The following is a 21582-nucleotide window of genomic DNA, read 5'->3' as shown; positions in this document are numbered from 1 at the left end:
GCATTACCAGCCGTTGAGGAAGCCGCCGCACCTGCAACACCGGTCCCACCGGCCAGTTTGTCAGCAAAGATATTGAAGAAACCACCGACGAAGGTTACAACGATACCCAGTGCAATACCTGCCAGACCTGCTTGGAGAAGAACGGATAAGTCGATGCCCGCGCCAAGTGCGAAGGCGAAGAATGGGATGAGTAGTGGGCCGCCCTTGGTAAGGAAGTCTTTCATTTCCTCGTCAAGATTACCAAGGATCATACCAACGACAATTGGCACCAGTACAGCGACTAAACTCATGAACGGAATTGAGGCCATGCCTGCCGCACCAAGTGCAACCATAGTGAAGAAAGGCCCGTCGTTTAAACTGATCACTGAAATTGCGCCGACGTCCTTTTTATTGCCGAACTCACCGACTAAGGCTGCATAAAGGCCGCCGTTGCTGTTGGACATCGCGGCGATAACTGCAAGACCGGTCACACCGAATAACCCAGCATCACCGAACAAAGTCTGAACCAGCATACCTAGCGCCACTGCAACCAATAATTTGGTAAGAGTGATCGCTGAGCCTTGCTTCAATGCCTGCGGAGCAGCCTTAACACTGATCCCCGCCCCCATACACAGTAGGAAAGCGCCGATAAGTGCTGCAGCCCCGTTCTTGAACAAAGCTGTGGTAAATCCACCAATTTGTAATGCTTCCGGGAAAAATGTATTTATCGCGGCACCGATGACCAGCGGTACGACCATCATCCCTCCGGGGATTTTCTCTATCTTCTGTTTGATTTTCATTTTTTATCCCTTTTTGTTTTGTATTCCACGTCATTGGTTATGATTCTATTTGATTGAAAATGATTTTAATGTGATCAGTTTCAATCAAATGAAATCACAATCAATCAAAATTAATCGCTAGCAAAGAATACTGGCTTGTTCCTATTGAGCTCGGAATGAGGCGATACCCTGAGGGCTTATGCGGTAGGGAAAGGTGAACATGTGGACTAAAAACAATCGTTTCTATTCCATTTATTTGTGCGCAATGTCTTGCTTTTTTAACCGAGATGCCTGACAAAATTGTCTATATTTGATGTAAGACTCTGAGCAAAAGCCCTGTTATTCATTGTCTTCCAGGGCTTAGTTAGCTTCAGGTAACTGGTTGCATATTTGGCTGAAGTTATTTACTTCCAGAGGACATGAAAATGAACATTCTCAACGCTGTTCTCGCTTTCGCCGCTTATATGGTGATCCTTTCCACTTTGGTCTCAGCGATCGTAGAGCTGATCTTTCAGTACAAAGATAAACGACAGTCATACTTCCGTGAAATCATTAGCCGTTTGTTTGACGATATTATTTGGCCACGGCTAGAACAACAGATCTTAAGTCAACAGTTACCCAAGCAGGACAACGGAGACAACGACAACCCAAACAACAGCAGTGAGGAAAAAACAAAGGCAAAGAAAAGGGCAAAGGACAACTTCGTCAACGCTATGGTTTCAGTGACGGGGTTAAGAGCTGTAAAGAAGGGGGAATCGTCAAAGAGTCATTTTTCAGATAACGAAAAGAAAACCGAGTCTCTCACATCAGTGGAATTTGCTTCTCGCTTTGCCAAAACGTGCTCTGGGAAAATCATCTATACCCTTGGGAAAGAGAAAGCTGAAGTCATTGTTGCTGACTTAGTAAGAAGCTTCGAAGACCTGAGTGTTGGGTCAACATCTGACTTTCGTACCAGGGCGAGTAAATGGTCATTAGCTGTAGGCTTTGTGTTGGCTTTCAGCTTGAATATCGATGCCTTCCAGTTATTTAAAGAATTAAACAGTGATCCCAAGGTTGCCGAGCAGGTAATTGCAGCTACATCAGATCAAATTAAGACAATGCAAGAGGCAGACAATGCTGATAACCAGAAAGAACATCTCGATACTATCAAGGACACCCTCTCCGTCGTTGGTCATGTAGGGCTCTCAGTTGGCTGGGATTACTTCCCTATCTGCAAGCCATCGGTATCAGTTTTAGATAGCAGGTGCCCCAAGCAAACTGCCGTAGACGAACACGAAAATAACAACACTAGTGAGCCACACCGTTATATTTTTTGGCTTCTGGGTTTGTTCAGTACAGGCATTTTTGTTGGCTTGGGTAGCCCTTTCTGGTTCCAGGTATTTCAACGGATGTCTATGGCAGCACAGCTTGTCCGTGGTATCCAATCCCCCCAAGAAAAAGTAAAGAACAACCCGGAGTCGGTTAACCAAGCCGCAGCCGATCCTTTGCAATATTTCCGGGAGCCTGTCGAGGCGTATATGTTAGCGGCTAAAGCTGAATCTATTTTGCCTTCAAAAAGGGAAGAAATAGAGGATAAAGAAGAAGCAACTTAATTAAGCCATACGTTTACAACAATAAAATCAGGCTCTTTCGAACAAACTTAACCTATTGGAGTGTTCTCCATGTCGACATTAATACAAAGGCTTGAAGATAGCCTCGGAAAAGATATATCTAAAATATGTGATGGTAAGTTTCATCAAAGATCAGCTAACCACTGCGCTCATTATGTAAGCCATATCGTAGGGTTAGACTTCTCTTACCATTGCAAAGAATTTAAAGGTGGAAACGGCACCCCAGCCAACGTCAGAGTGCAGGAAATTTTTGCCCAGTGCCCAAAGGTTGGAAAGTGGAGTGATGCAGATCTAAGCGATGAACAACTTATCTTCGTCACCAAAATTGATAACGTTGATCTCGACAATAAAAAGATGCTGAATGTTCCTCAAAAACATATAGGCATTTTCGCAGGCGGGTTTGTTTATCACTACTCGAATTCAAGGAACGAGGTGGTGAAATGGCCCCCTCAAGTATTCCTAAAAGAGTTCGACAGGATCTATAAGGGTAAACAAGGGCTTTTTTTTGGTACTTTCCCTGGTCTTGACCTTGATTTGAAAATATCTCCGACCTCTGAATCTGTTTCCCGTGGTTTGGGATTTGATTTAGATAAGCAAGGTCGACAGTGGTTTGCTTCCACTGGTAGTAATAGTTCTGATCGTTTCTATGTTGGCCGAGAAACCAAGAGCGGCAACTATATCGGCCTTTTCATGAAGCCCAATGAGTATTATGGCCAAATCTATCGTGCACAGGATTATAGTGACCGCTATGACCATTGGGCACAGTTAATGGAGCTAACAGGTTATTGTGAAAGCAAAAATTACTTTAACGTCATTAACACCTATGACAGTGCAAAGTTTACTTTTGGCTTTTACCAACTAGCTGCCCATACAGCAAACGATAACCTAATCCTCCTTTTCCGTGCACTAGCAAAGCTTCCAAGGTGTTCTGAGTACTTTCCCGAGTTGGTCATTCATAATGGCCATCTACATAGAGCCGATGAAAATGGAGGCATGACAGATTTAGAAGTTGAATCACAAACCGGTCCTGGGGGCCGCCGGCAACTACAGCGTTTTATGGATTACCTCAATGCCAAACGCCGTGAACATGATATGCAAGAAGTGTTGCAGTCAGCCCGAATTATCCATTGGACAAATGAACATCCAGAGTTGTGTGCCCTCCAAGTTGAGGTAGCCTTCGATATTCTGCAGTCCAAGATGGAGAAGCGCTATGCACGTTGGTACGATTTAGATGGGCAACCGGACATCATCTGTGCTCTGATTGCCGATATCCATCATCAGGGGCGGGCGACGAAAAATAAAGTAAAGGCAGCGCTGCGTTCTGCTAACCCTAAAGAAGCGTTGATTACGATTAATTCTACCTATGCAGGTAGAATTGCCGACCTCCGGACTAAATTACAGGAAATGGAAGACAATGGACAACTTGGCCACAAGACTTACGATGCTGTACTGAATGAGTTCCGATAGCCAGAGCCTTGACATTAGTTAACTCTATTTTTGCCTAGAATCATTATTAATATTAGCCCTCCCCCCTTAGCGTACGGCAACTGTAGGCAGTTGCCGTGCTACCCTATATGGTTTACAACCTCAGCGTGGTCTGTTGTATCGGTCTAGCAAATTCCTTTCTTTTATAGACCTTTATCTCGATACTGCTCGGCGTAACACTCAAGCGGGTGAAGTTATCATCACTCAGTACTTCGGAATGGTGTGTAATGCGATAACTTTTGTTTCTATTTACCGTTCTAACCCACTGCCAGTTAAAGTCATCACCTTCCATGTGGCTGTACGGCCAATAGAATGGAGATGAAACAATTGAATGAACATCGAGTGGCTCTTCATCACTACCGACGTTGATAGTGGCATTGAATGAACAGTGCACGTCCCCAGAGAGGAACACCACCTTGCGTATTCCACGGTGCCTAATGTGGTCTATGATGATGTCTCGTTGTGCTAGATACCCGCCCCATTTGTCGCTGGTATCGTCTTCAATGTCGGGGAAGAAAGGGACCGAAGTAGCGATGAACTTAACACTGTCTTCTGGTACTGATGATAGCCATTGCCGTAATGCTCGATGCTGGGCATCACTGATAATTTTTCCTGTATTTTCATTTCGTTCAGTTCTTGTATCCGCGACAAAAAACTCGCAGCACCCATCCGAGAAAGTATAATAGTGCGCTGTGTGGCTGCGGATTATTTTACCGCTGCTATCAAGCTGAATAAGGGGGCTATGTGCCTGTTGGTATGCGGAATAGGCAAGCATCGCTTGTGGGTACTTTTTACGTTTATCTTCCGGCGATGCACTTTTAGGCCAATTATCTTCGATCTCATGATCATCGAGCATCATATAAGTGGGAACCATCCCCATAAGCTTGCGGATGTGGGGCTGTGAAAATGCCTGCTGGTAACGCTTGCAGTACTCATCGACAGTTTGGTCTGGTGCAATGATGTTGAGATCGTCTGCATAGATTTGGTCACCTAACATAAGAAAGCGATCAAGGGGCTTTCCACCTTCTATTTGGTTCACAATACTACGGAAGGTCTTGTCACCGTTTTCTGTAAAGTACTTACCGCCGAATAGCTTTAAGAAATACCGGCATGAACCGAATGCCAACTCCCTCGGCTGTGTACTGACATTGCTCGCCGTTTTGAATGTTGATATACCAATACCCCCCCAGTTAATGTCGGTATTGATATCGATCTGCTCGGGCTCATCTTCCGAGAAAAACCAACCAGCTTGGTATTGGTATTCTGTGTCAGCAGCCAGGTCACTGAATATCGCGACGCCAGTCATGTCAAAATTAGGGTTCATCTTAAAGATTTTGGTTACCCAGTTTGTATCCCCTAAGAGCCTAATTCTTGCAATACCGTGAGCACGGAAAATGGATGTTTTTTTCTTGCTTTTGTACCTCGCCCTCCCCCATATCCGAGCATCACTGGCACTGGTATGCCCGACGATGGGGCCTACGGTCATTGCTTTAATAGTTTGCATCCCATTGCTCCGTTTAATTTTATTTATTGCTCACAATTACTTCTTTCGGCTAATACGCTCTAATCTCCTAAACCTAATTTGTCGCAGCAATCGCTATTGATTTACCATCTGAAAATAGTTTGAAGGCAGCGAGGATCCCTTCACCATAAGTATCAATGAATGCATTGATCTCTAGTCGGTAAAACTCGGTATCAATCCCGCTATTCCATTTCAGCGGGCTCTTGGCAACTTTTTGTTCCCACCATAAAACGACATCTGTCATCTGATCATTGTTTAGTCGACTTAGGTCGATCAAAATTCTATTACTGCTGGAATCTACCTTATCAAAAGGTACCTCCCAGGCGACCAGATAAGGCCCTCTATTCACGACATCTAATTTCGCTATTGCATCTCGGCCCCAAGCGAAGTCATAGTTATTTATCGCTATATTGCAGAATGTGCTATCGCGGACATCAATAATCGTTGGCCAATAGGTGGGGATTCGAAATCGTTCTTGGCGACTAGATCGGCCATCCAAGTTGTATTCCTGGGTCATTGATAGACAAAGTGAATTGAGCTTTTCCAACTCTTCGGGTTCACTCGATTTAGCTATCACATAGCCATATGCCGCATGGCCTTCATTGGGTTGCATACCCTTTGGAAGGATATCGTAAGTAACGCTTTTTCGAACGGTGAGTATTCCTGATGGAAGCATTCTTGCAGATCGAATGTGCTTCGTTGATGCGATAGAGAAGTATGATTTAGCCGTCGATAATTCCTTTAAATACATTGCTCTCAAATCTTCATAACGATCTAAGGCTACGTCCTCTTCAAGTTGCTCTAAAGCTTCAGTACGCACTGTAACATTTTCCGAAGACAGTTTTTCTAAAGCCCCAGGCCGAACTATTACCTCTTCATTAAAAAGTTGTTCTAGTGCCTCATTATGCGTAATTACAGCGTTTTTAAGAGCTATTTGTTGAGACGCTTCTGTACGATAAATTGCGATTTCTTCCGCGGCAAGCTGTTCATTTGTTTTGTCGAGTACACTATATGTCTCGGGTACCGAGCTGCATGCAGAAAGAAGAAGACACAGGGAGCCGAAAATAAATTTCTTCATCTTGGGTCCCTCTTAAAAAATGATATCGCAAATGAAATGAGATGGAGAAGGATATATATAACCAGCACAACAAAGACGATGGCGGTCGTATCAGAGTTACGCAGCCAGAAAAGGACTGGGAATGAGAGGAGAATAGCCAACAGGGATAGCGACAGCTGTTTTTTCATTATTCGTACCCTTACGTGCATAAAAAACGTACAGCTTTGCATATTTAGCTTTGCATCAATTACTGGTGCTCGCCAATTTAATTGTGTGATCAATGATCTATATTGAATGATTCACTGGCGAAATTGTTCTTATCGATTTATGGAACGCATTAGTTTAAATTTATCTTCAGGTGAATTTTAAAACGATAAGTTTGGAGCAAGATCAAATATTCGTCGGATTAAACCATTAATCCCATATCGTGCTATTTATACTAGTTATGAACGAATCAGTAAGTGTTTCTAAAGCCAATAACATATGAGATAAGGAAGCTCAGCCTCTTGATGGAATCCATCCCTGTTAACATGCAAAAGGAATACGATAAACTCTCAAGACAAAGGGATGAATTGATCACCCTTGCAGGAAAGCAGTTGCCACAATCATTGAAGAGCAGCTCGCCTGAGTTCAAGAAAGCACTCAAACAGCTCCGCCTTTTGACCAAAGGTATTAACAAAGCGAACAAAGACATCGCAAATAACATCAAGACCTTGAACAGTGTGGGTAACGTCATCGAAAAGGCCGCCAAACTCATTACAACGTTAGCCGCGATTCTTGTCTGATGTTGAGCCTGCAGGAGGTAGCCTCCTGCAGGTATATTGACCTTACTAATATCGCTCTGGCAGTAGGGAGCTACAACAGTAGAGTGTGTGTAAAATCTGCTATTGCAACTTCCTCTCCCTGCCCATAGTTCTCATAGCTTTTCTGTAACTTTCCACTTTTCTTCTCGATTATATTGATCAGATATGCCTTTGTTTCTGCATAGTAATCAATCCCTTTAACTGTAAACTGCCTCATACTCGCCTCAGTTGTTACCAAATGAAATATGAGCATACAGAGCTTATTTATAAACAATTGACCGCTATACACGATCAGGGGTTTTAACGTGCCACACGGTTTTATCCACCGATATTGTGGAAATCTATCGTCAGCCCTGTGTTTTTGGGTCGGTATAACTTTGTGTTAGGTGGGGAGTTGTGGGAAAGCTAAGGGTTTTGATGCGATTTATTTAAAGATAAGGCATTGATTGATAGGGGTCAGAAAATGGCGATTTCAGGCAGAAATCGCCAATGTAACGCTTAAGATACTTGCTAACTCAGAGCTAATCAAACTGTTAATGATAAGCTGATCAAACTAGCCAAGTGGCGCATGGTTAATTGACTTTTTGACTTTATCACTTAATTTATTGGTGATATCGACGCTGTATTGCTGCCACTCTGCATTGGTATATTCAAATGTTAGTCCAATGGTGTATACATCAACACTTTCAACATCACTTTCTATAAACAATGAACGCCAATCATCCACTGACTCAGTCATTGAAAAGAACAGTACCGTAAATTCAACGCTCTCCCCCCCATTAGTGGGGATTGCTGGCCCGAACTTCACCCCAGTATCGGTTTTAGACTGTTTGGTATGGGACCACCAAAAGTCGGCGAAGTCAGTCACTGCTGTTGAAGGGTCTCCAAGCAGGCCATTGAGTGTTTCATATGTAGCTAAAGCTTCCCCTCCCACATAGATCTTCATAGCGGCATCAAGGATCTCTCCAATTTTAATTTTTCCGGTATGCGTCGTCTTAGATACCTGTATTCCCTGATCACTAGTTATGGTGACAAACTTTGTATAATTTACAACGGCATTTATCCAAGCATCGAACCACCCTTTTGATTTCATTTCAGTAGACCAACTTGTAGGCTCCTTACCTTGCTGTTTCACAATTCCTTCTGCGACATCCTGTATCCACGCAGTCAACGAACCATGTGCGTCTACTTGTTCTTTAGTAAGTTTTGGTGATCCCGCTTGTAAGCCACCAAGCGCAGTAATTCCAATTACTTTAGGGTCAGACATGATCAACCTCTATTTTAATTAATAGAAAAAATATGTTCCTTGTCGCCAGAAAATCCTAGGAAGCCGAACAATACATGTCTAATTAAAATAAATTTAATTTTTTTGTTTTTTTGATTTTCTAATTGTCTGTAAACAATAAAAATCAAACACACAAATAAGCACTGTGTTGCTTACTTGATTACTGGCTGTCATGCAAACAAAAACTAAACATTAGGTATTGATTTTAAATGACTTTATTGTTTTGCCCGTAAAGTAGGCATGTTAATCCTAGTAAAAATTTCACTTGTGAACCAGCTACCCAAAAACAAAAAGTAATTTTTAAAACAGGTATATGTTTTATGAAGCAATATCACAAATTTGTTAGAGCCCTGCATCAATAAATATTAAAAACAACCCCTTACCATATTTGATGCTGAGTAATAACCTCACGACTTAAAGTTGACAAAACACCACTAACAACCAAAGTTTAAACACGCCCTCAAATATTATGTTCATTACATCCACACAGGTTTATTTATTCCAGAAAACTTATTACCTGAATAAATAAATTGTTGAGATTTTGGGAGAGTGATAAATGAAAGTCAGAAAGAGTGTTTATGAGTTGGACGATGATACACTTTACTGGTATTCCAAAGCTGTTGAACACCTCAAAGCTCGTGATATTAATGATCCAACGAGTTGGTGGTACCTTGCAGCCGTTCATGGGTATTACAATCTACCCCCCTCGGTTACATATTGGCAAGAGGCGACGGGTTATCCCCCTTCGCAGTCCACGATATCAAGTGGGTACTGGATGCGCTGCCAGCATGGTACCTGGTACTTCTTACCTTGGCATCGGATGTACCTGTACTACTTCGAACGGATTGTTGCCGATGCAGTATTACAAGAGGGAGGGCCTGCAGACTGGGCACTGCCTTACTGGAATTACTGTGATGCAGTAAACCCTGATATTGATACCCAAGCACAAAGCAAAGCACTTACCATGCCCTCAGGTTTTGGTGACGCCAACGGACCAAACAGTAGCAGCCCAGGCCTATGGATACGTGGTCGTCGAAATTATGTATTGAACAAACTCAACGTCAACCCATGGCCTGCAATGAACGAGTTACTATTTACCAATGATTCGAGTGGAACCAATTTTGGTGGAGGAGTGACTGGTTTCTCCCATTTTGGTAATGAAACTGGTCAGGTTGAAAGCCTGCCTCATAACGTCATCCACAATAATATCGGTGGCGCGATGGCCGACCCCAATACTGCGGCATTGGATCCCATTTTCTGGCTTCATCATGCCAATATTGATCGACTCTGGCAGATCTGGCAACTACAAACAGGCAGAGCAAACCCAATGGCATCACAGTGGCGAGACTTCACCTTCAAGTTCCATGATGTAGGAGCGGTGCCTGTTACTATGAAGGTTAAAGAAGTAGAAACTACCCAACATTTAAATTACACATATTCTCAAGGGTATCCGGCAATAAGTGCGACCCAACCTACCTCTCCTCCACTTTCCCACTTTGCACTCGATGTGGTTGGTGCGAGCTTACAGCAAAGTGCGGGTGATAAAAATTCCCCCTCTTTCAATCTTGATATGGTGCCAAAATCCGAGCGAAACGCGTCGCTTGCCAAAAAATCGGCCCCGAGTGAGGCTAGGAAAAAAACACTTATCAAAGTCAGTAATGTTACCGGGAAAGGTGATGTTCCACCACTTAACGTCTACATCAACAGTGGCAATGAAACACCTGAGGGTACGAGAAACTTTGTAAGCTGTATTGGACTCTTTGGTCTGGCAGATGCGTCATACCCCACCCTTGATCATGACGGAAGTGGCTTGAGCTTCGTCATAGATGCCACAGACGTAGTTGAAACGCTTCGTCGCAGAGATAACTGGGATGAGGAGAATATCTCTATTCAACTTGTACCTCAGGAGAGCTTGCCCGAGGGAGCGGATTATCATGTTGGCAGAGTGAGCCTGCACAGTGAAATCGATTAACCAGCTTTCAGCAATCACCAATGGCCGAGGCAAAACACAAGTTGTCCCGGCTTACTATTGGCTATGGGGGGTATTTGTACTTTGCTGGATATACCTCATAAGCGACTCTCTTCTCCTTTCCGTTGATGGAGAGGGGAGCCACGCTCATCATCCCCTCCACCACGCGCACTCTATGCTGGTCGTTGTAATCTCATGGTTAGTAATGGTGTATGCCATGATGTTACCTATGATGATCGGCTCTGTTCGTTGGCTGTGCGCCAATACCCCCCGTTATCATCATTCCTGTTTGACACTTTGTTTTATAGTTGGCTACAGCTTTGTGTGGTCTTTGCTTGGTGTTGTAGCTAACACTTTCGCTCCTCTTCAGGTAGCCATGAGTCAACACCTTTCCACTTTACCGGTTAATGCTTTACTCTATTTTGCTGCTGGGCTTTGGTGTTTCAGTGATTTCCGGCGTAAGGCCATCATTGCATGTGGCAGTGGTATGCCATTACGTGTTTCAGGTGTTGGTATGTACAAGGATGTTTTTTCTTTCGGATTGTTAAAATCACTTTCATGTGCGAGGAGCTGTTTTCATATTATGCTGGTAATGACCATCGTGGGTCATTCTATTGGTATTATGGCGATGATGACTATCGCTTTGTTCTATGAACGCGACCGCAGGCCGAAGGAGGTTCGTATGGTCATATACTGCTGCTTTATACTTTCTGTAAGCTATTTAACCTCTTGGGTTAATAATCAATGAAGGTATGCTGAGTGATCATTCTTGCACAGAGCAACTGTACTTTTCAGTTATTGGGACCAGAGGTCTCCGGCAAGTTGTCACCTCCTGCCACAGGATCTGCTGGTTTAGCCAATACGCAAATACGCAATTTATATCTCTGGTTTCAAGGAATATTTGGATCAACGCTGTGCCCTAATTATGATGTGTATTGGTACAGCCTTTATTCTGGTTCTAGCAGCGATTATCTCGGTTCGCTCTCTTTCTACGGTAGCCAACCCCGAGGAGGACAGAATCCAAAAGGTTTATCACAGAAAATCACCATACCTTCTCATCTGTCTCAGGTGATGGCTTCAGAACTGTCCTCTCTTGGTTCGTTGTCTCTCACTTTCAAATCCCAAGAGATGAGTTTACATACCTATAGCGTTGTGATTGACCGTGTCTATTTGTGCCACGCAGATTAACAACGCTCAATGAACAGAGCTTTATCCACCGATATTGTGGAAATCTATCGTCAGCCCAGTGTTTATAGGTCGGTATAACTCCGTTCGTATAGAACAGTTGTGGACAAAGGTGAGGATGGGAGAGCACAGTGTTGAGGCTAGAATCAGTGGCGATTTCAGGCTGAAATCGCCATTATTTCTCTCAGGTTACGTCCTCAACCTTGACCAACATAGTTAGCTAACTTTCAGTACTGATCAGCTGCCTCAACAGTGGCCTGAAGGTGTTAACCGCGATATTGACCGTATGTTGGTAATAGGCGAAAGCATCGTCCCACGCCTTGCGATTAGCCAAATCAGCCTGCAAACAGGGAAAGACAATTTTCCTTTCCTCAGGATGCCAACTCACACCTTCGAGTGCCTCTTCATCGAGCTCAGCCCTCGCTTCATAAACAGCTTGGAAAAGTGCCCTTCCCTTTTCACTTTTGCCAAACCTGACAAAAACACCTATCTGGCCATTGCCTAGCTTGTAGGCTGTGATCCAACTGACCGACGACGTTGGTGGAAGCTGAAAGGTTATGTGGCTCTGCGTTGATGCTGTTGGTAACGGTTGGGTCTTATCATCTAACACTAGTGAGTCCATTAGGCTGCCCCAGAACTCTTTATTCGCCTGGCCATTACCAGTCGGACGGCTATTCACGTCATCGTCTTCGACAGGGATATCTTCTAAAAGGGTCGCTGTTGTATCCGGGCTGCTATTCTCGATGGCGATAACATGCCGCTCGATGATTTCTGTTTTGTTGATGACTTGCGGCTGAACGAGGAACTGGCCATTTTCCATATGGTATACACGCATTTCCACAGTAGCGAAAGTGAACTCCATGGCAGCATTGCGGTTGAGAAACTCTTTGATTTCAAATGCACCCTCCCGAATACCATCACCAACAACCAGTAGCAAGAACCGTCCTTTACTGAGGTTACGTTGCACGGCATCGATAAATTGGGCTTCGGGCAAGTTAGGTGAGATTCGTGAAACAATGTCGAACAGGGATGCACCGTTGTTGGATTTCTTAACCAGTTTATCCAGTGTCAGGTAATCCATACTGACCAAGTCCTTGGCATAATCTAGGACCTGCCCCATCACCTCCCGTCTAGATTCTGGGTTACGGTATAGCTTCACTTCGGCCAGCACAAATCGCCCGGTGTGGGTGACGTAAAGGCAATCGATCCTGCCTGAGCGGGTTTGAAGTTCCATACCAACGGGAATGGCGCCATCATAATCCGGCTCCACCTCATAAAGTGGTAATAGCGAGGTATGATGAAAGACTAACTCTTGCAACCACTTCTCGTTGTAGTGGCTATTATCACTAAAATCTACTCTCTGTAGGGTAAATATTGATTGGTCGGCACTGACGATAAGAGGGTTATTTTCACTTGGCATACAGAAGTCCTTTTCGAGCTATGCTTCATCAATACTACTGCCCCAGTTGCCATTTAACAAAAAGCCCTTCAGTTTAAGACGATGTTTCGATGAAAACTGTCCTCCCTCGCTTTTTTACATTACAAACACAACAATAATTTCAAAACAATCAAAAGTATTTAACTTTAATTGGTTCGGTAAAACACCTTACACCACCAAGATAAAAATCAGTCATTTACAATCTTTTGTGTGAGTAAATAGTAGTCATTGTATATTATTTTACCTGCATCTATTTACTTCAATAAAGGTGTATATAAAATACGCGCTTTATAACGGTGCAACAAAACTATTAGAGAAACACATGAACAAAGTTTTACCTCTGGCGGCCTTGGTCGCGTTCGCTTTGACTGGCTGTGGTGGTAGCAGCAGTGATAACCCGCAACAACCCGAACCTACGCCAACACCTGATCCTATTCCTCCTGTTAGTGAGCTCATTCGCGGTACTGCAGCATCTGGTGCGCCGATCCGTGGTGAAGTGATGGTATTGGATGCCGATGGCGACACGCACACCTATCTAGCAACGGATGGCGGTAAGTTTGAATTCAAGCGTGCTGAGTTGGCGCTGCCAGCGATCGTCAAAGCGACGGGTGCAGCCGGTGGCGGCAGCCATGAGATTTACTCGCTTATCCTAGAAGATCAGAACATCACCAACATTACCCCATTGACCCAACTGTTGATCAGTCGTGTATCAGGGGTAGCAGCGAGCAAAGTGTTTGATAACTTTGAGCAGTACAAACCAGCGTTAACCCTTAAAGCGCTTCAGGAAGCACAAGTTGAGCTGAAAAGCGTGTTGGCTCCTCTGCTAACTGCAGCGGAAATTGAAGAGAGCTTTGATCTGCTCAACACCGAGTTCGAGGCTAACTACACCAGTATTGATGCGGTACTCGACCTGATTGATATTGCATGGAGTGATACCAGCGCGAATATCTCATACAAAGGAAATGGTTACGCCGCAGAGCTGAAATTCAACGAGAACTGGAGCAACGAGAAGCTGAGCAACTCCGACGGCGAGCTCACGGTTGAGCACATCGGCAATACACTGAGCTACATCTCATCTGCTGATAAAGTGTTGGAAGGCTTCATTATGGCAGAGGAAGACGAAGCCTCGGCATATTTGCACCCGGATGCGTTCTGGTATGGCAGTACAGGCCTTGAGATCTACCGCAAGCTTAAAGACATGTACCCGAACGAAACGGATACCATGAACCGCTACAAAGACTACGCCATCAAGCAAATCGCTGAAGACGGTAGTTTCCTGCTCTCTTACACCGAGTGCTACCAGGATTCACCGTTCGCCACCTGCGGCCGCTCTAAAGCCTGGTTCAGTGAAGACCAAGAAGGTGACATTACCTTCATGGGACGCAAAGATGACATCCCGCTCAATGTGCAGGCAATCTTGATTGCACGCCGCTCGGCCTGGGCTGACGATCAGTCTGCATTTGATTGGTCTATCGAGATTGATGCCTTCCCGGATGCCTCATCCGTGTGTGGCAAAATGCCTGATAGCTTCAACAACACCTCGTGGTTTGCTGGCATCCCCAAACTGGCCGAAATGAAAGATTACATGCCGGTTGAAACGGTGACCATCACCGGTAACGGTATTGAAGGTGCACTGGTACTCGACCGTATTTATAAAGAAGTGAACGGTGGGATTATCACTGCTTGTCACCTTGCCTCGAGTACTTATGGCTACACCGATGATGAAGGACTCTTCCATCCATTAAGCCTTGTGATTGATGGTTATGCGGTGGATAAACAAGAAACGATCCGTGACAACACCTCCTACAGTGTCGAGTACCAATACGTCGATGGCTCGCCGAACACCACTGAGACAATCACCGTGGGCAAAGGCAAAGTATCTGACGAAGAGATGGCACCTTACCTGGCGTCTATTGATGAGTTAAGAAATACTGCCGGTGATTTCTACATGCGTTGGTCGCGTGAGTCACAGCTAGCGACAGATATTGATGTCTGGGTGACAGAAGTGAATGAGTACGGCTCAAAGCGTGTCGCGGTTGAGTACGGTGCACACGAAGTCAGCTCTGATGAGCTTAATGCGTTGAAACATGCTTACCTTGTTGCCTTCGATGAATACGGGCGCAGCATCAGCGTCGGCTACGACTTTAACAACTAACGCGCAATGCCTCCCCACATATTGATTGAGTACTATGTGGGGAGAACAACATGCTAGATATCTAATTATCACCATAAAATATACTTGCGGTATTAGTGAAAGACGTAAAATTTGACTGCTGTTAAAATATGCTCGCAATAGATTACTGTATGCTATTTCCCATCGTTATTGTGTATTTTGCTAGTGAGTTCGCCTATCAATTCTTTTATTCAACTTTTCCAAATTGACTCTTCGTACGGCACGGTGATCCATCGTAACTTTAAGCCCTTATACGCCGATGACAGCTATGCCCAGTTCTTCGGTTACGACAACGGTCAAGCTATTTTGGAGATGGGTGATTTACTCACCTTGATTGCGCCCCACGAGCGTGATGCAGCATGGCAGGCGTATCGCGATATCATGAGCGGTAAGGAAAAGCCGGGGATCCAGACCTACCGCAATATCGACAACACAGGCAATGAGTTGTTCGTCCTGACCATTGACCATATTGTTGCATGGCAGGGAGAGCCAGCTATGCAAATTACCATTCTGGATTTGAGCAACCAATTTAACGCGTTGAACCAGCTTAACGAGAGTGAGTTACGCTACCGCGAATTGGTCGATGGCTCAATCCAAGGCTTATTGGTTCACAGTAACTTCAAGCCGCTGTTTTGCAACCTGGCTTACGCCAACATGCTGGGGTTCAACTCTGAAAAGGAGTTGTTGGCAATAGATTCCATCTTGCCACTCATCGCCGAGCAATATCACCCGCAAGCCCATGAGGACAATGCCGCTTTGCTGAGCGGTGCGAAAGCCTCAATCAAAACCGATGCACTAACCCAACGTGTCGATGGGCAGCCGCTTTGGCTGAGCTTGATCTCCCGCCCTATCGAGTGGAACGGCGAAAAAGCCGTACAAGTCACCGCCATCGATGTGACCGAGCAGTACCAACTGCGCGAAAAGCTTGAGTACCGTGCCAACCACGACAGCCTGACCGGGCTCATCAACCGCAGAACTGCCACCGAAATTGCCAAGCAGGCGTTACCCCGTCACCAAGCCGATAAGCAGCCACTGTGCTGTGTACTGATCGACCTCGATAACTTCAAATCCATCAACGACCACTACGGCCACCAAACCGGTGATGAGGTATTACAGCACTTTGCGGCCACGTGCCAACGGGTGCTTCGCAACTCTGACTACATCAGCCGCTGGGGCGGCGAAGAGTTTTTACTCCTGCTGCCCGGCACTACCATCGAACAGGCCCAGATGATCACCGAACGTCTGCGCCGCCACATTGGCGAGTCGGCCATCAGAGTAGAAGGTGCACCACTGCACTACACCGCCAGCATGGGCATCGCGGCATTAACACCAGAAGACAAAGGCCTGCATAACCTGCTCTATCGTGCAGACAAGGCGTTATATGCCGCCAAGCAACAAGGGAAAGATCAGGTATTGGTGGCGGGGTGATGGGTGGTAAAGCTGTGTTTCCGTCGATTTGAGGCTGGTACATAGTAAGGACTATTTTAATCAAGTGTTAGCTTTTGAAGCTTTACATAGGGTGTAATAACAATATGTTTTTATTGGTGTAAATAAGATGAGATACATTGCTAAAGTCATGCGTGAAGCTAGTGACTCAATGTTTAAGGTGTACGTTTGCATTTTCATTGTAGTTCTTGCACTTATCAGGGTGACTTTCTCTATCTATTTTCTAGATAAGGAACCTTATTTATCTGAATATTTTTCAGGAAACTTACTTCCTGAACTTACAGGGATGATAATTGAATTACTATTGTTTATTTTTGTCATCGACTTTTTGAGAGACACAGAAAGAGCAAAGCAAGAGCAAGATAAACAATTTGCCCTCCATAAAGAAAAAGTAGAAATTGAACACAGATTGAGGGCTCAACTTCGTGTCTTCGTTCGTCGTGTTTTCGAAGATGTAAAGCTTGGCAATGGTGAAACTGGAGTGGATTTTAAGTTTCATGCATCAGAGCATACTGAAAATCAAAAAACTCTAAAAATTTTGAAAAGCATGTTAGCAGAGGAGCTAGAAAGTAGCACTTTTGCAGACAACTTGATTGCATCGGCTGATTTTGAACTTCCGCTGATGCACTCTCTTTCGTCGGTAACAGCTGATTTAAGTGGACGTCACTTAAAAGCGTGGATGAATATCGTGTTTTATTTGAAACAAGTCGCTCTAAAAAAGAATGTAAAGGAAAATACTGAAAAGTTGATTGACTGGATAGCTATGTTTGACAAGTTTAGTTATCAACAGAAGTTAGTCGAGTAATAACAACAAAACATGAACTTAGCGCTGCTATAAATCGCACTTAAAGGAAAAATATGAAGCACTTCTTTATCAAGAAAATGATACTTGGTCCAACGGTTGCGTTAAAAATTGAGGAGCAAGAGTTTGATAAGATAAAACACTCAAGGGAAGTTCTTCTATCTGCAAAAGCTATTGAGGAAAAGTATGACCTTCTCGTTTCAAATTTTTTCGATCTAGAAAAAGAAATCCTATCTCAAGTAGCACAACAGATGATTTTCGAACAAGACTCATATCAACACTTCTATGAAATAGAAAGTGTATTGAATAGAAGAGTAGTTAATCTACTTACTTCTACGAAGTTGTATTATGACCAACTTGAAAAGCATGTTCGCACTTGCATGAAAAACGAGAAAGAGTTTGGTAAAGAAGCAAAAGGGTACTTTAGCTATGAGTATGACACCTACTTTGAGTACCGCTTCATGGAAGCTTTAAGAAACCATGTTCAACACTATGGGCTAGCTGTTCATTCACTCTCTTTACCTAGTAAATGGATTGGTGATGGTGAAAAAAAAGAAATGATTAACCAATTAAAAATATTTTCTACTAAAGAACAGTTGTCGCAAAACAAAGATTTTAAAAAAGTAGTTTTTCGTGAAATGCCTGAAAAAGTTGAGCTGATTAAAGCAATTAGAATCTACGTAGGTTGCTTTAGTCACGTACACAAACGAGTTAGAGATCTAATAGAACGAAATGTATCATTATCCAGAGCAACCATTGAAGATGTCATTCATCGCTACAAAGAAACTAACGCTGGAGATGCTGTAGGCATATATGCATATATGGTTGAAGTTGATGATCCAACATCAACACCTACGGAAAAGATACCTCTATTGTTAGATTGGGATGATGTTAGGTTGAACCTAAGTAAAAAGAATCGTTTTTTTCCAAAGATAAGTAGAAGTTATGTTAGTGGTAGCTGCTTATAATTAAAGTTTAGCCCGAACTTTAAAATTATCATTTATAAATAATTGTAGGATAACAATAATGAATCTTAATGCATTAAATGAAATAGTAACAAACAGCCCAGAAATTCTAGAACAATCAGCTCGTGAGAACAAAGCGGATGAAAGTGTTGTCATGGGTATTGCTCTTTTTGCTATTGGTAATGGCTACGATGCTTTGTCTTCTAACCAAAAATACCATTTTGATAACTCAATCCGTCATTTAATCGAAAATGTACAATGTTCGGGATACACTCATGAGTGTGAAGAGTATCAACAAGAATGCACGAACATTCTTGATGACGATAACCTAGTAGAATACTACCAAGAACAATATGGCTACTGTGAAAGTTGTCAAGGGCAGGCTGATGCTGATGCTCATAGTAAAGCTACATTTATGGGAGATTAAAGCTCTGCAGGTTCCACATAATGTACAAGCATTAAAATCAATGTACATACAGTTGCGTTGATATAGATACCAAATCAATTTGCTATTTAGATTAAGCACATCTAATAACTTAGCTACTCTAAATTCAACTAATAAGCCATGGCGATTTCACCCTGAAATCGCCATATAAACTCATTAAATATCAATAACTAAAACATAAAACCAGCGCGGTTAACACCTGCAATTTCATTTAGCGCCATTAACCAAAACCTTCAGCCCTTTGCGTTTCGCATAATCACTCAAGGTACTGGGTGCGGCATCGATAAGCCGTGCGGTTTCTCGGATGCCTAAACCCATGCCGAGGTACTTCTCTATCTGCTCGCGCTTGGCATCAAGCTTAAGGTTCTTGGCTGGCCCTTTGGGTCGGCCAAGCTGATGGCCTGCTGCCTTGCGTGCATCCAGCGCTTCTTTGGTGCGCATGCGGATAAACTCGCGTTCTATTTCCCCTGCAAGGCCCAGCATGGTGGCGATGATTTTTGATTGCAGCGAACCATCGAGCTGCATGTTCTGCTTGGCGATGTGTACCTTGAGTTGCTTCTCCATACACAGCTCGAGGATTTCCAATACCTGTAGCGTCGAACGGGCCATACGGGTGACCTCGGAGAATATGATGGTGTCGCCCTCCCCCATGCTATGGAGTAAAGGGCCAAGCCGTCTTTGGTGCCACTTCTTAGAGCCGGTTACTGCATCCTCGACAAAAGCGAGGTTAGCCACCCCTACCCTATTGGCATATTCGAAGATACCGTGCTTTTGGTTATTCACATCCTGGCTGTCGGTCGACACCCGCAGATAAGCATAATTGGCCATTTCCCCTCCCCACACCTTCGCTAGACAAGCCATCTTCACCCAAGGCAAACCCAATACGGATCGACGTCCATATGTAACTGACAATTTGAAGATTTCAGATAAAAACCAATTGTCTCGAGTGATAGAAAAACAGAAAAGAATTCAGCGTTCAGCCTGATATGTTACAGGCAAATCCAACCCTTTAGAGGAGAAGACAACGTAGTGAATCAAGGATGATTTGAGGATGCTATTTGCTGTTGGCGCAGCTCAGTAGCAAGAAATGAAAACACAATACCCTTTCATTTTGCCGCTTCATTGCGGTCATATCAACTCGTCCTTTTTGAACTCACTCGCAATTATTTAGGAAACCGAACTTCCTAGTCGTAGCGGGAAAATCCACGCCAGCGACCTAAAACAAATGGGCGGCTTGTCGGTAAGCAATACGGCACAAAACAATGGTTCGGTGACAACCGGATTCCCGTCTTAACGGGGACGTGCCTGTATCCGGGTTTAGTGATACGGGCGATAAGCAGGTAAGGCGAAACGGGTGATAACCATAACTGCCCTGTTGTTAGGTCTGTTCAGTGCGACATTTATCAAAAATTCAAACTGACGCAAACCAACAGGGAAACGGAAGAGAGTAACGCCTCGACCTGCAGCGGTACTGGCGAACCGTGCGACTATGCCCAGCCCTAACTAATCTGTCGCGAAACAATCGCACCTGATAATGGATCCGGAAGAAAAACCAACAGACATTTTTTTGATGGAAAAGCAGGTTGATGTTAACGCTCTTGTGTGGCATCACCCAGCCCCCGTCAAAGATACCTGTACGCCAAAAACGGTCGATATTCCCGTACATCTGTTATTTAGCCAGACTGCTTTGCTATGCCAATATTGTTTACCCCTTACATATCACTGGAATACTGCTTCTTCGTACGGAATTAACAGCAATGCCTCGAACAAGCCTCTACTGTCTTAAGTAGCGAGCAACAGCACAATTACAGTCTCCATTGAAATAGGTCGAAAGGTAGCGACAAGCTTAATACATGGACTGGAAGGCCAAGTATTCTGGGTGGAAAAGGCAAAGGGGATGACACGCAAACATGCGCTTCCTAAAACTACGAACAGACCACAAACGCATCCGAAAGGACGGGACAAAATACGTCACGCCATTAATCGTCGACTCCCCTCGCCGCTTTGCGCCAAGCAGTAACCGCAGGGAAACCAGTTTGCGTAGAACACAGTGCCAATTAATCAGTGGGGCCCATGACTCAGGTAAAAGCCGCTGGCTCACTCGGCTTCGCGACAACCGTCATGCTATCTGGGGACGGAAACCGCAACCCATATTACTCGAAGGACTAATGCCACTATCTAGTTGGATCGAAGTAAAGGGAATAGCCGAGTGGCATGCCCATTTCACCAAAGATGATGCCAATGCGACGCCATGGGCAAAACTCAACCTACAACTCAAAGCCGACCTATTGGCAGACTACCTACTCGATACCCAAGCAATGTTGTTTATCGATGACGCACACAAGTTAACCGGCCGCAAAGCACAGATAGCGAGAAAGTGTATGCTCTCCGCTAAATTATGGCTGATCACAACAAGTGAAGAAGGACGGCTTCCACCGTCAATCCGTCCTATTATCGAGCGTCGAGATCCCCAGCGTATCAACCTCCAAAGTGATGTTAGCTATGACACCACCAAAGCTTTTATTTGGTTCATGGTCGCCATGTGTATGGTAGCGGGCGCGTGGGAAGTTGGCGCTGTCATAGGCGGCCTGCAAATGTTAGGCAGAGGTAGGCGTTCGACTCGTGCAGACTAATAGCCA

18 protein-coding genes are annotated in these 21582 nt (G+C 44.2%); 12 read left to right on the top strand and 6 right to left on the bottom strand.

Annotated features, from left to right (window positions below; translation table 11 throughout):
- On the bottom strand, positions 1-779 hold a 779-nt coding region (locus C9J01_RS19250), incomplete at its 3' end, for a 2-keto-3-deoxygluconate permease (RefSeq protein WP_107299759.1).
- Between the two features lie 404 nt (positions 780-1183).
- Between C9J01_RS19250 and C9J01_RS19245 the strand changes: the two genes are divergently transcribed.
- Entirely contained in the window at positions 1184-2350 is a 1167-nt protein-coding gene (locus C9J01_RS19245; RefSeq protein ID WP_107299758.1) for a hypothetical protein, read from the top strand.
- A 69-nt stretch (positions 2351-2419) separates the two neighbouring features.
- On the top strand, positions 2420-3835 hold the full coding sequence (locus tag C9J01_RS19240; RefSeq protein WP_107299757.1) for a hypothetical protein: 1416 nt from the start codon (positions 2420-2422) through the stop codon (positions 3833-3835).
- A 112-nt stretch (positions 3836-3947) separates the two neighbouring features.
- Here C9J01_RS19240 and C9J01_RS19235 read toward each other — a convergent pair whose 3' ends face one another.
- Positions 3948-5357 carry an alkaline phosphatase D family protein gene (locus C9J01_RS19235; protein ID WP_107299756.1) on the bottom strand — a complete coding sequence of 470 codons (1410 nt, stop codon included), beginning with the start codon at positions 5355-5357 and terminating at the stop codon, positions 3948-3950.
- Between the two features lie 73 nt (positions 5358-5430).
- On the bottom strand, positions 5431-6453 hold the full coding sequence (locus C9J01_RS19230; protein ID WP_107299755.1) for a hypothetical protein: 1023 nt from the start codon (positions 6451-6453) through the stop codon (positions 5431-5433).
- Between the two features lie 485 nt (positions 6454-6938).
- On the opposite strand from C9J01_RS19230, the gene C9J01_RS19225 reads away from it, so the two are divergent.
- The gene (locus tag C9J01_RS19225) at positions 6939-7217 is read left to right on the top strand and encodes a hypothetical protein (protein WP_146157100.1); all 279 of its coding nucleotides are present in this window, start codon (positions 6939-6941) and stop codon (positions 7215-7217) included.
- A gap of 571 nt (positions 7218-7788) precedes the next feature.
- On the opposite strand, the gene C9J01_RS19220 is transcribed toward C9J01_RS19225, so the two are convergent.
- Positions 7789-8502, bottom strand: a complete 714-nt coding sequence (locus C9J01_RS19220; protein WP_107299753.1) for a hypothetical protein — start codon at positions 8500-8502, stop codon at positions 7789-7791.
- Positions 8503-9076: 574 nt separating this feature from the next.
- Between C9J01_RS19220 and C9J01_RS19215 the strand changes: the two genes are divergently transcribed.
- From C9J01_RS19215 to C9J01_RS29525, 3 genes are read left to right on the top strand one after another with little or no spacing between them, the layout of a single operon-like run.
- Positions 9077-10492 carry a tyrosinase family protein gene (locus C9J01_RS19215; protein ID WP_107299752.1) on the top strand — a complete coding sequence of 472 codons (1416 nt, stop codon included), beginning with the start codon at positions 9077-9079 and terminating at the stop codon, positions 10490-10492.
- A complete protein-coding gene (locus C9J01_RS19210) occupies positions 10479-11237 on the top strand; it encodes a copper chaperone (protein ID WP_146157099.1) in 759 nt (252 codons plus the stop codon). Before C9J01_RS19215 ends, C9J01_RS19210 begins: the two co-directional genes overlap by 14 nt.
- An 11-nt stretch (positions 11238-11248) precedes the next feature.
- On the top strand, positions 11249-11677 hold the full coding sequence (locus C9J01_RS29525) for a hypothetical protein (RefSeq protein WP_146157098.1): 429 nt from the start codon (positions 11249-11251) through the stop codon (positions 11675-11677).
- Between the two features lie 217 nt (positions 11678-11894).
- Here the strand turns inward: C9J01_RS29525 and C9J01_RS19205 are convergent, their stop codons facing one another.
- A complete protein-coding gene (locus C9J01_RS19205) occupies positions 11895-13094 on the bottom strand; it encodes a PDDEXK family nuclease (protein ID WP_107299750.1) in 1200 nt (399 codons plus the stop codon).
- A 340-nt stretch (positions 13095-13434) separates the two neighbouring features.
- On the opposite strand from C9J01_RS19205, the gene C9J01_RS19200 reads away from it, so the two are divergent.
- From C9J01_RS19200 to C9J01_RS19180, 5 genes are all read left to right on the top strand, one after another.
- Complete coding sequence (locus tag C9J01_RS19200; RefSeq protein ID WP_107299749.1) at positions 13435-15267, top strand: hypothetical protein; 1833 nt, start codon at positions 13435-13437, stop codon at positions 15265-15267.
- Positions 15268-15450: 183 nt separating this feature from the next.
- Entirely contained in the window at positions 15451-16713 is a 1263-nt protein-coding gene (locus C9J01_RS19195; protein ID WP_107299748.1) for a sensor domain-containing diguanylate cyclase, read from the top strand.
- A 127-nt stretch (positions 16714-16840) separates the two neighbouring features.
- Entirely contained in the window at positions 16841-17536 is a 696-nt protein-coding gene (locus C9J01_RS19190) for a hypothetical protein (RefSeq protein ID WP_107299747.1), read from the top strand.
- Positions 17537-17589: 53 nt separating this feature from the next.
- Positions 17590-18501, top strand: coding sequence for a hypothetical protein (locus tag C9J01_RS19185; RefSeq protein WP_107299746.1), 912 nt, complete (start codon positions 17590-17592; stop codon positions 18499-18501).
- Positions 18502-18559: 58 nt separating this feature from the next.
- Complete coding sequence (locus tag C9J01_RS19180; protein WP_107299745.1) at positions 18560-18925, top strand: hypothetical protein; 366 nt, start codon at positions 18560-18562, stop codon at positions 18923-18925.
- Between the two features lie 225 nt (positions 18926-19150).
- Here C9J01_RS19180 and C9J01_RS19175 read toward each other — a convergent pair whose 3' ends face one another.
- Positions 19151-19771 (bottom strand): recombinase family protein, encoded by a 621-nt coding sequence (locus tag C9J01_RS19175; RefSeq protein ID WP_107299744.1) that lies wholly within the window; start codon positions 19769-19771, stop codon positions 19151-19153.
- A gap of 1082 nt (positions 19772-20853) precedes the next feature.
- On the opposite strand from C9J01_RS19175, the gene C9J01_RS19170 reads away from it, so the two are divergent.
- Positions 20854-21576 carry a hypothetical protein gene (locus tag C9J01_RS19170; RefSeq protein WP_107299743.1) on the top strand — a complete coding sequence of 241 codons (723 nt, stop codon included), beginning with the start codon at positions 20854-20856 and terminating at the stop codon, positions 21574-21576.
- Positions 21577-21582 lie beyond the last annotated feature (6 nt).

This window comes from Photobacterium rosenbergii (assembly GCF_003026455.1).
GTDB classification, from domain to species: domain Bacteria; phylum Pseudomonadota; class Gammaproteobacteria; order Enterobacterales; family Vibrionaceae; genus Photobacterium; species Photobacterium rosenbergii.
Note: the sequence above shows the minus strand (reverse complement) of the source record. Positions and strands in the feature narration are given on the sequence as shown.

What these genes read in the sequence shown, in the direction of transcription:
- C9J01_RS19215 (WP_107299752.1), top strand. Translation starts at nt 9,077, where the DNA reads ATGAAAGTCAGAAAGAGTGTTTATGAGTTGGACGATGATACACTTTAC.
- C9J01_RS19205 (WP_107299750.1), bottom strand. Translation starts at nt 13,094, where the DNA reads ATGCCAAGTGAAAATAACCCTCTTATCGTCAGTGCCGACCAATCAATA.
- C9J01_RS19185 (WP_107299746.1), top strand. Translation starts at nt 17,590, where the DNA reads ATGAAGCACTTCTTTATCAAGAAAATGATACTTGGTCCAACGGTTGCG.
- C9J01_RS19235 (WP_107299756.1), bottom strand. Translation starts at nt 5,357, where the DNA reads ATGCAAACTATTAAAGCAATGACCGTAGGCCCCATCGTCGGGCATACC.
- C9J01_RS19190 (WP_107299747.1), top strand. Translation starts at nt 16,841, where the DNA reads ATGAGATACATTGCTAAAGTCATGCGTGAAGCTAGTGACTCAATGTTT.
- C9J01_RS19245 (WP_107299758.1), top strand. Translation starts at nt 1,184, where the DNA reads ATGAACATTCTCAACGCTGTTCTCGCTTTCGCCGCTTATATGGTGATC.
- C9J01_RS19200 (WP_107299749.1), top strand. Translation starts at nt 13,435, where the DNA reads ATGAACAAAGTTTTACCTCTGGCGGCCTTGGTCGCGTTCGCTTTGACT.
- C9J01_RS19180 (WP_107299745.1), top strand. Translation starts at nt 18,560, where the DNA reads ATGAATCTTAATGCATTAAATGAAATAGTAACAAACAGCCCAGAAATT.
- C9J01_RS19240 (WP_107299757.1), top strand. Translation starts at nt 2,420, where the DNA reads ATGTCGACATTAATACAAAGGCTTGAAGATAGCCTCGGAAAAGATATA.
- C9J01_RS19230 (WP_107299755.1), bottom strand. Translation starts at nt 6,453, where the DNA reads ATGAAGAAATTTATTTTCGGCTCCCTGTGTCTTCTTCTTTCTGCATGC.
- C9J01_RS19170 (WP_107299743.1), top strand. Translation starts at nt 20,854, where the DNA reads ATGCGCTTCCTAAAACTACGAACAGACCACAAACGCATCCGAAAGGAC.
- C9J01_RS19220 (WP_107299753.1), bottom strand. Translation starts at nt 8,502, where the DNA reads ATGTCTGACCCTAAAGTAATTGGAATTACTGCGCTTGGTGGCTTACAA.
- C9J01_RS19175 (WP_107299744.1), bottom strand. Translation starts at nt 19,771, where the DNA reads ATGGCCAATTATGCTTATCTGCGGGTGTCGACCGACAGCCAGGATGTG.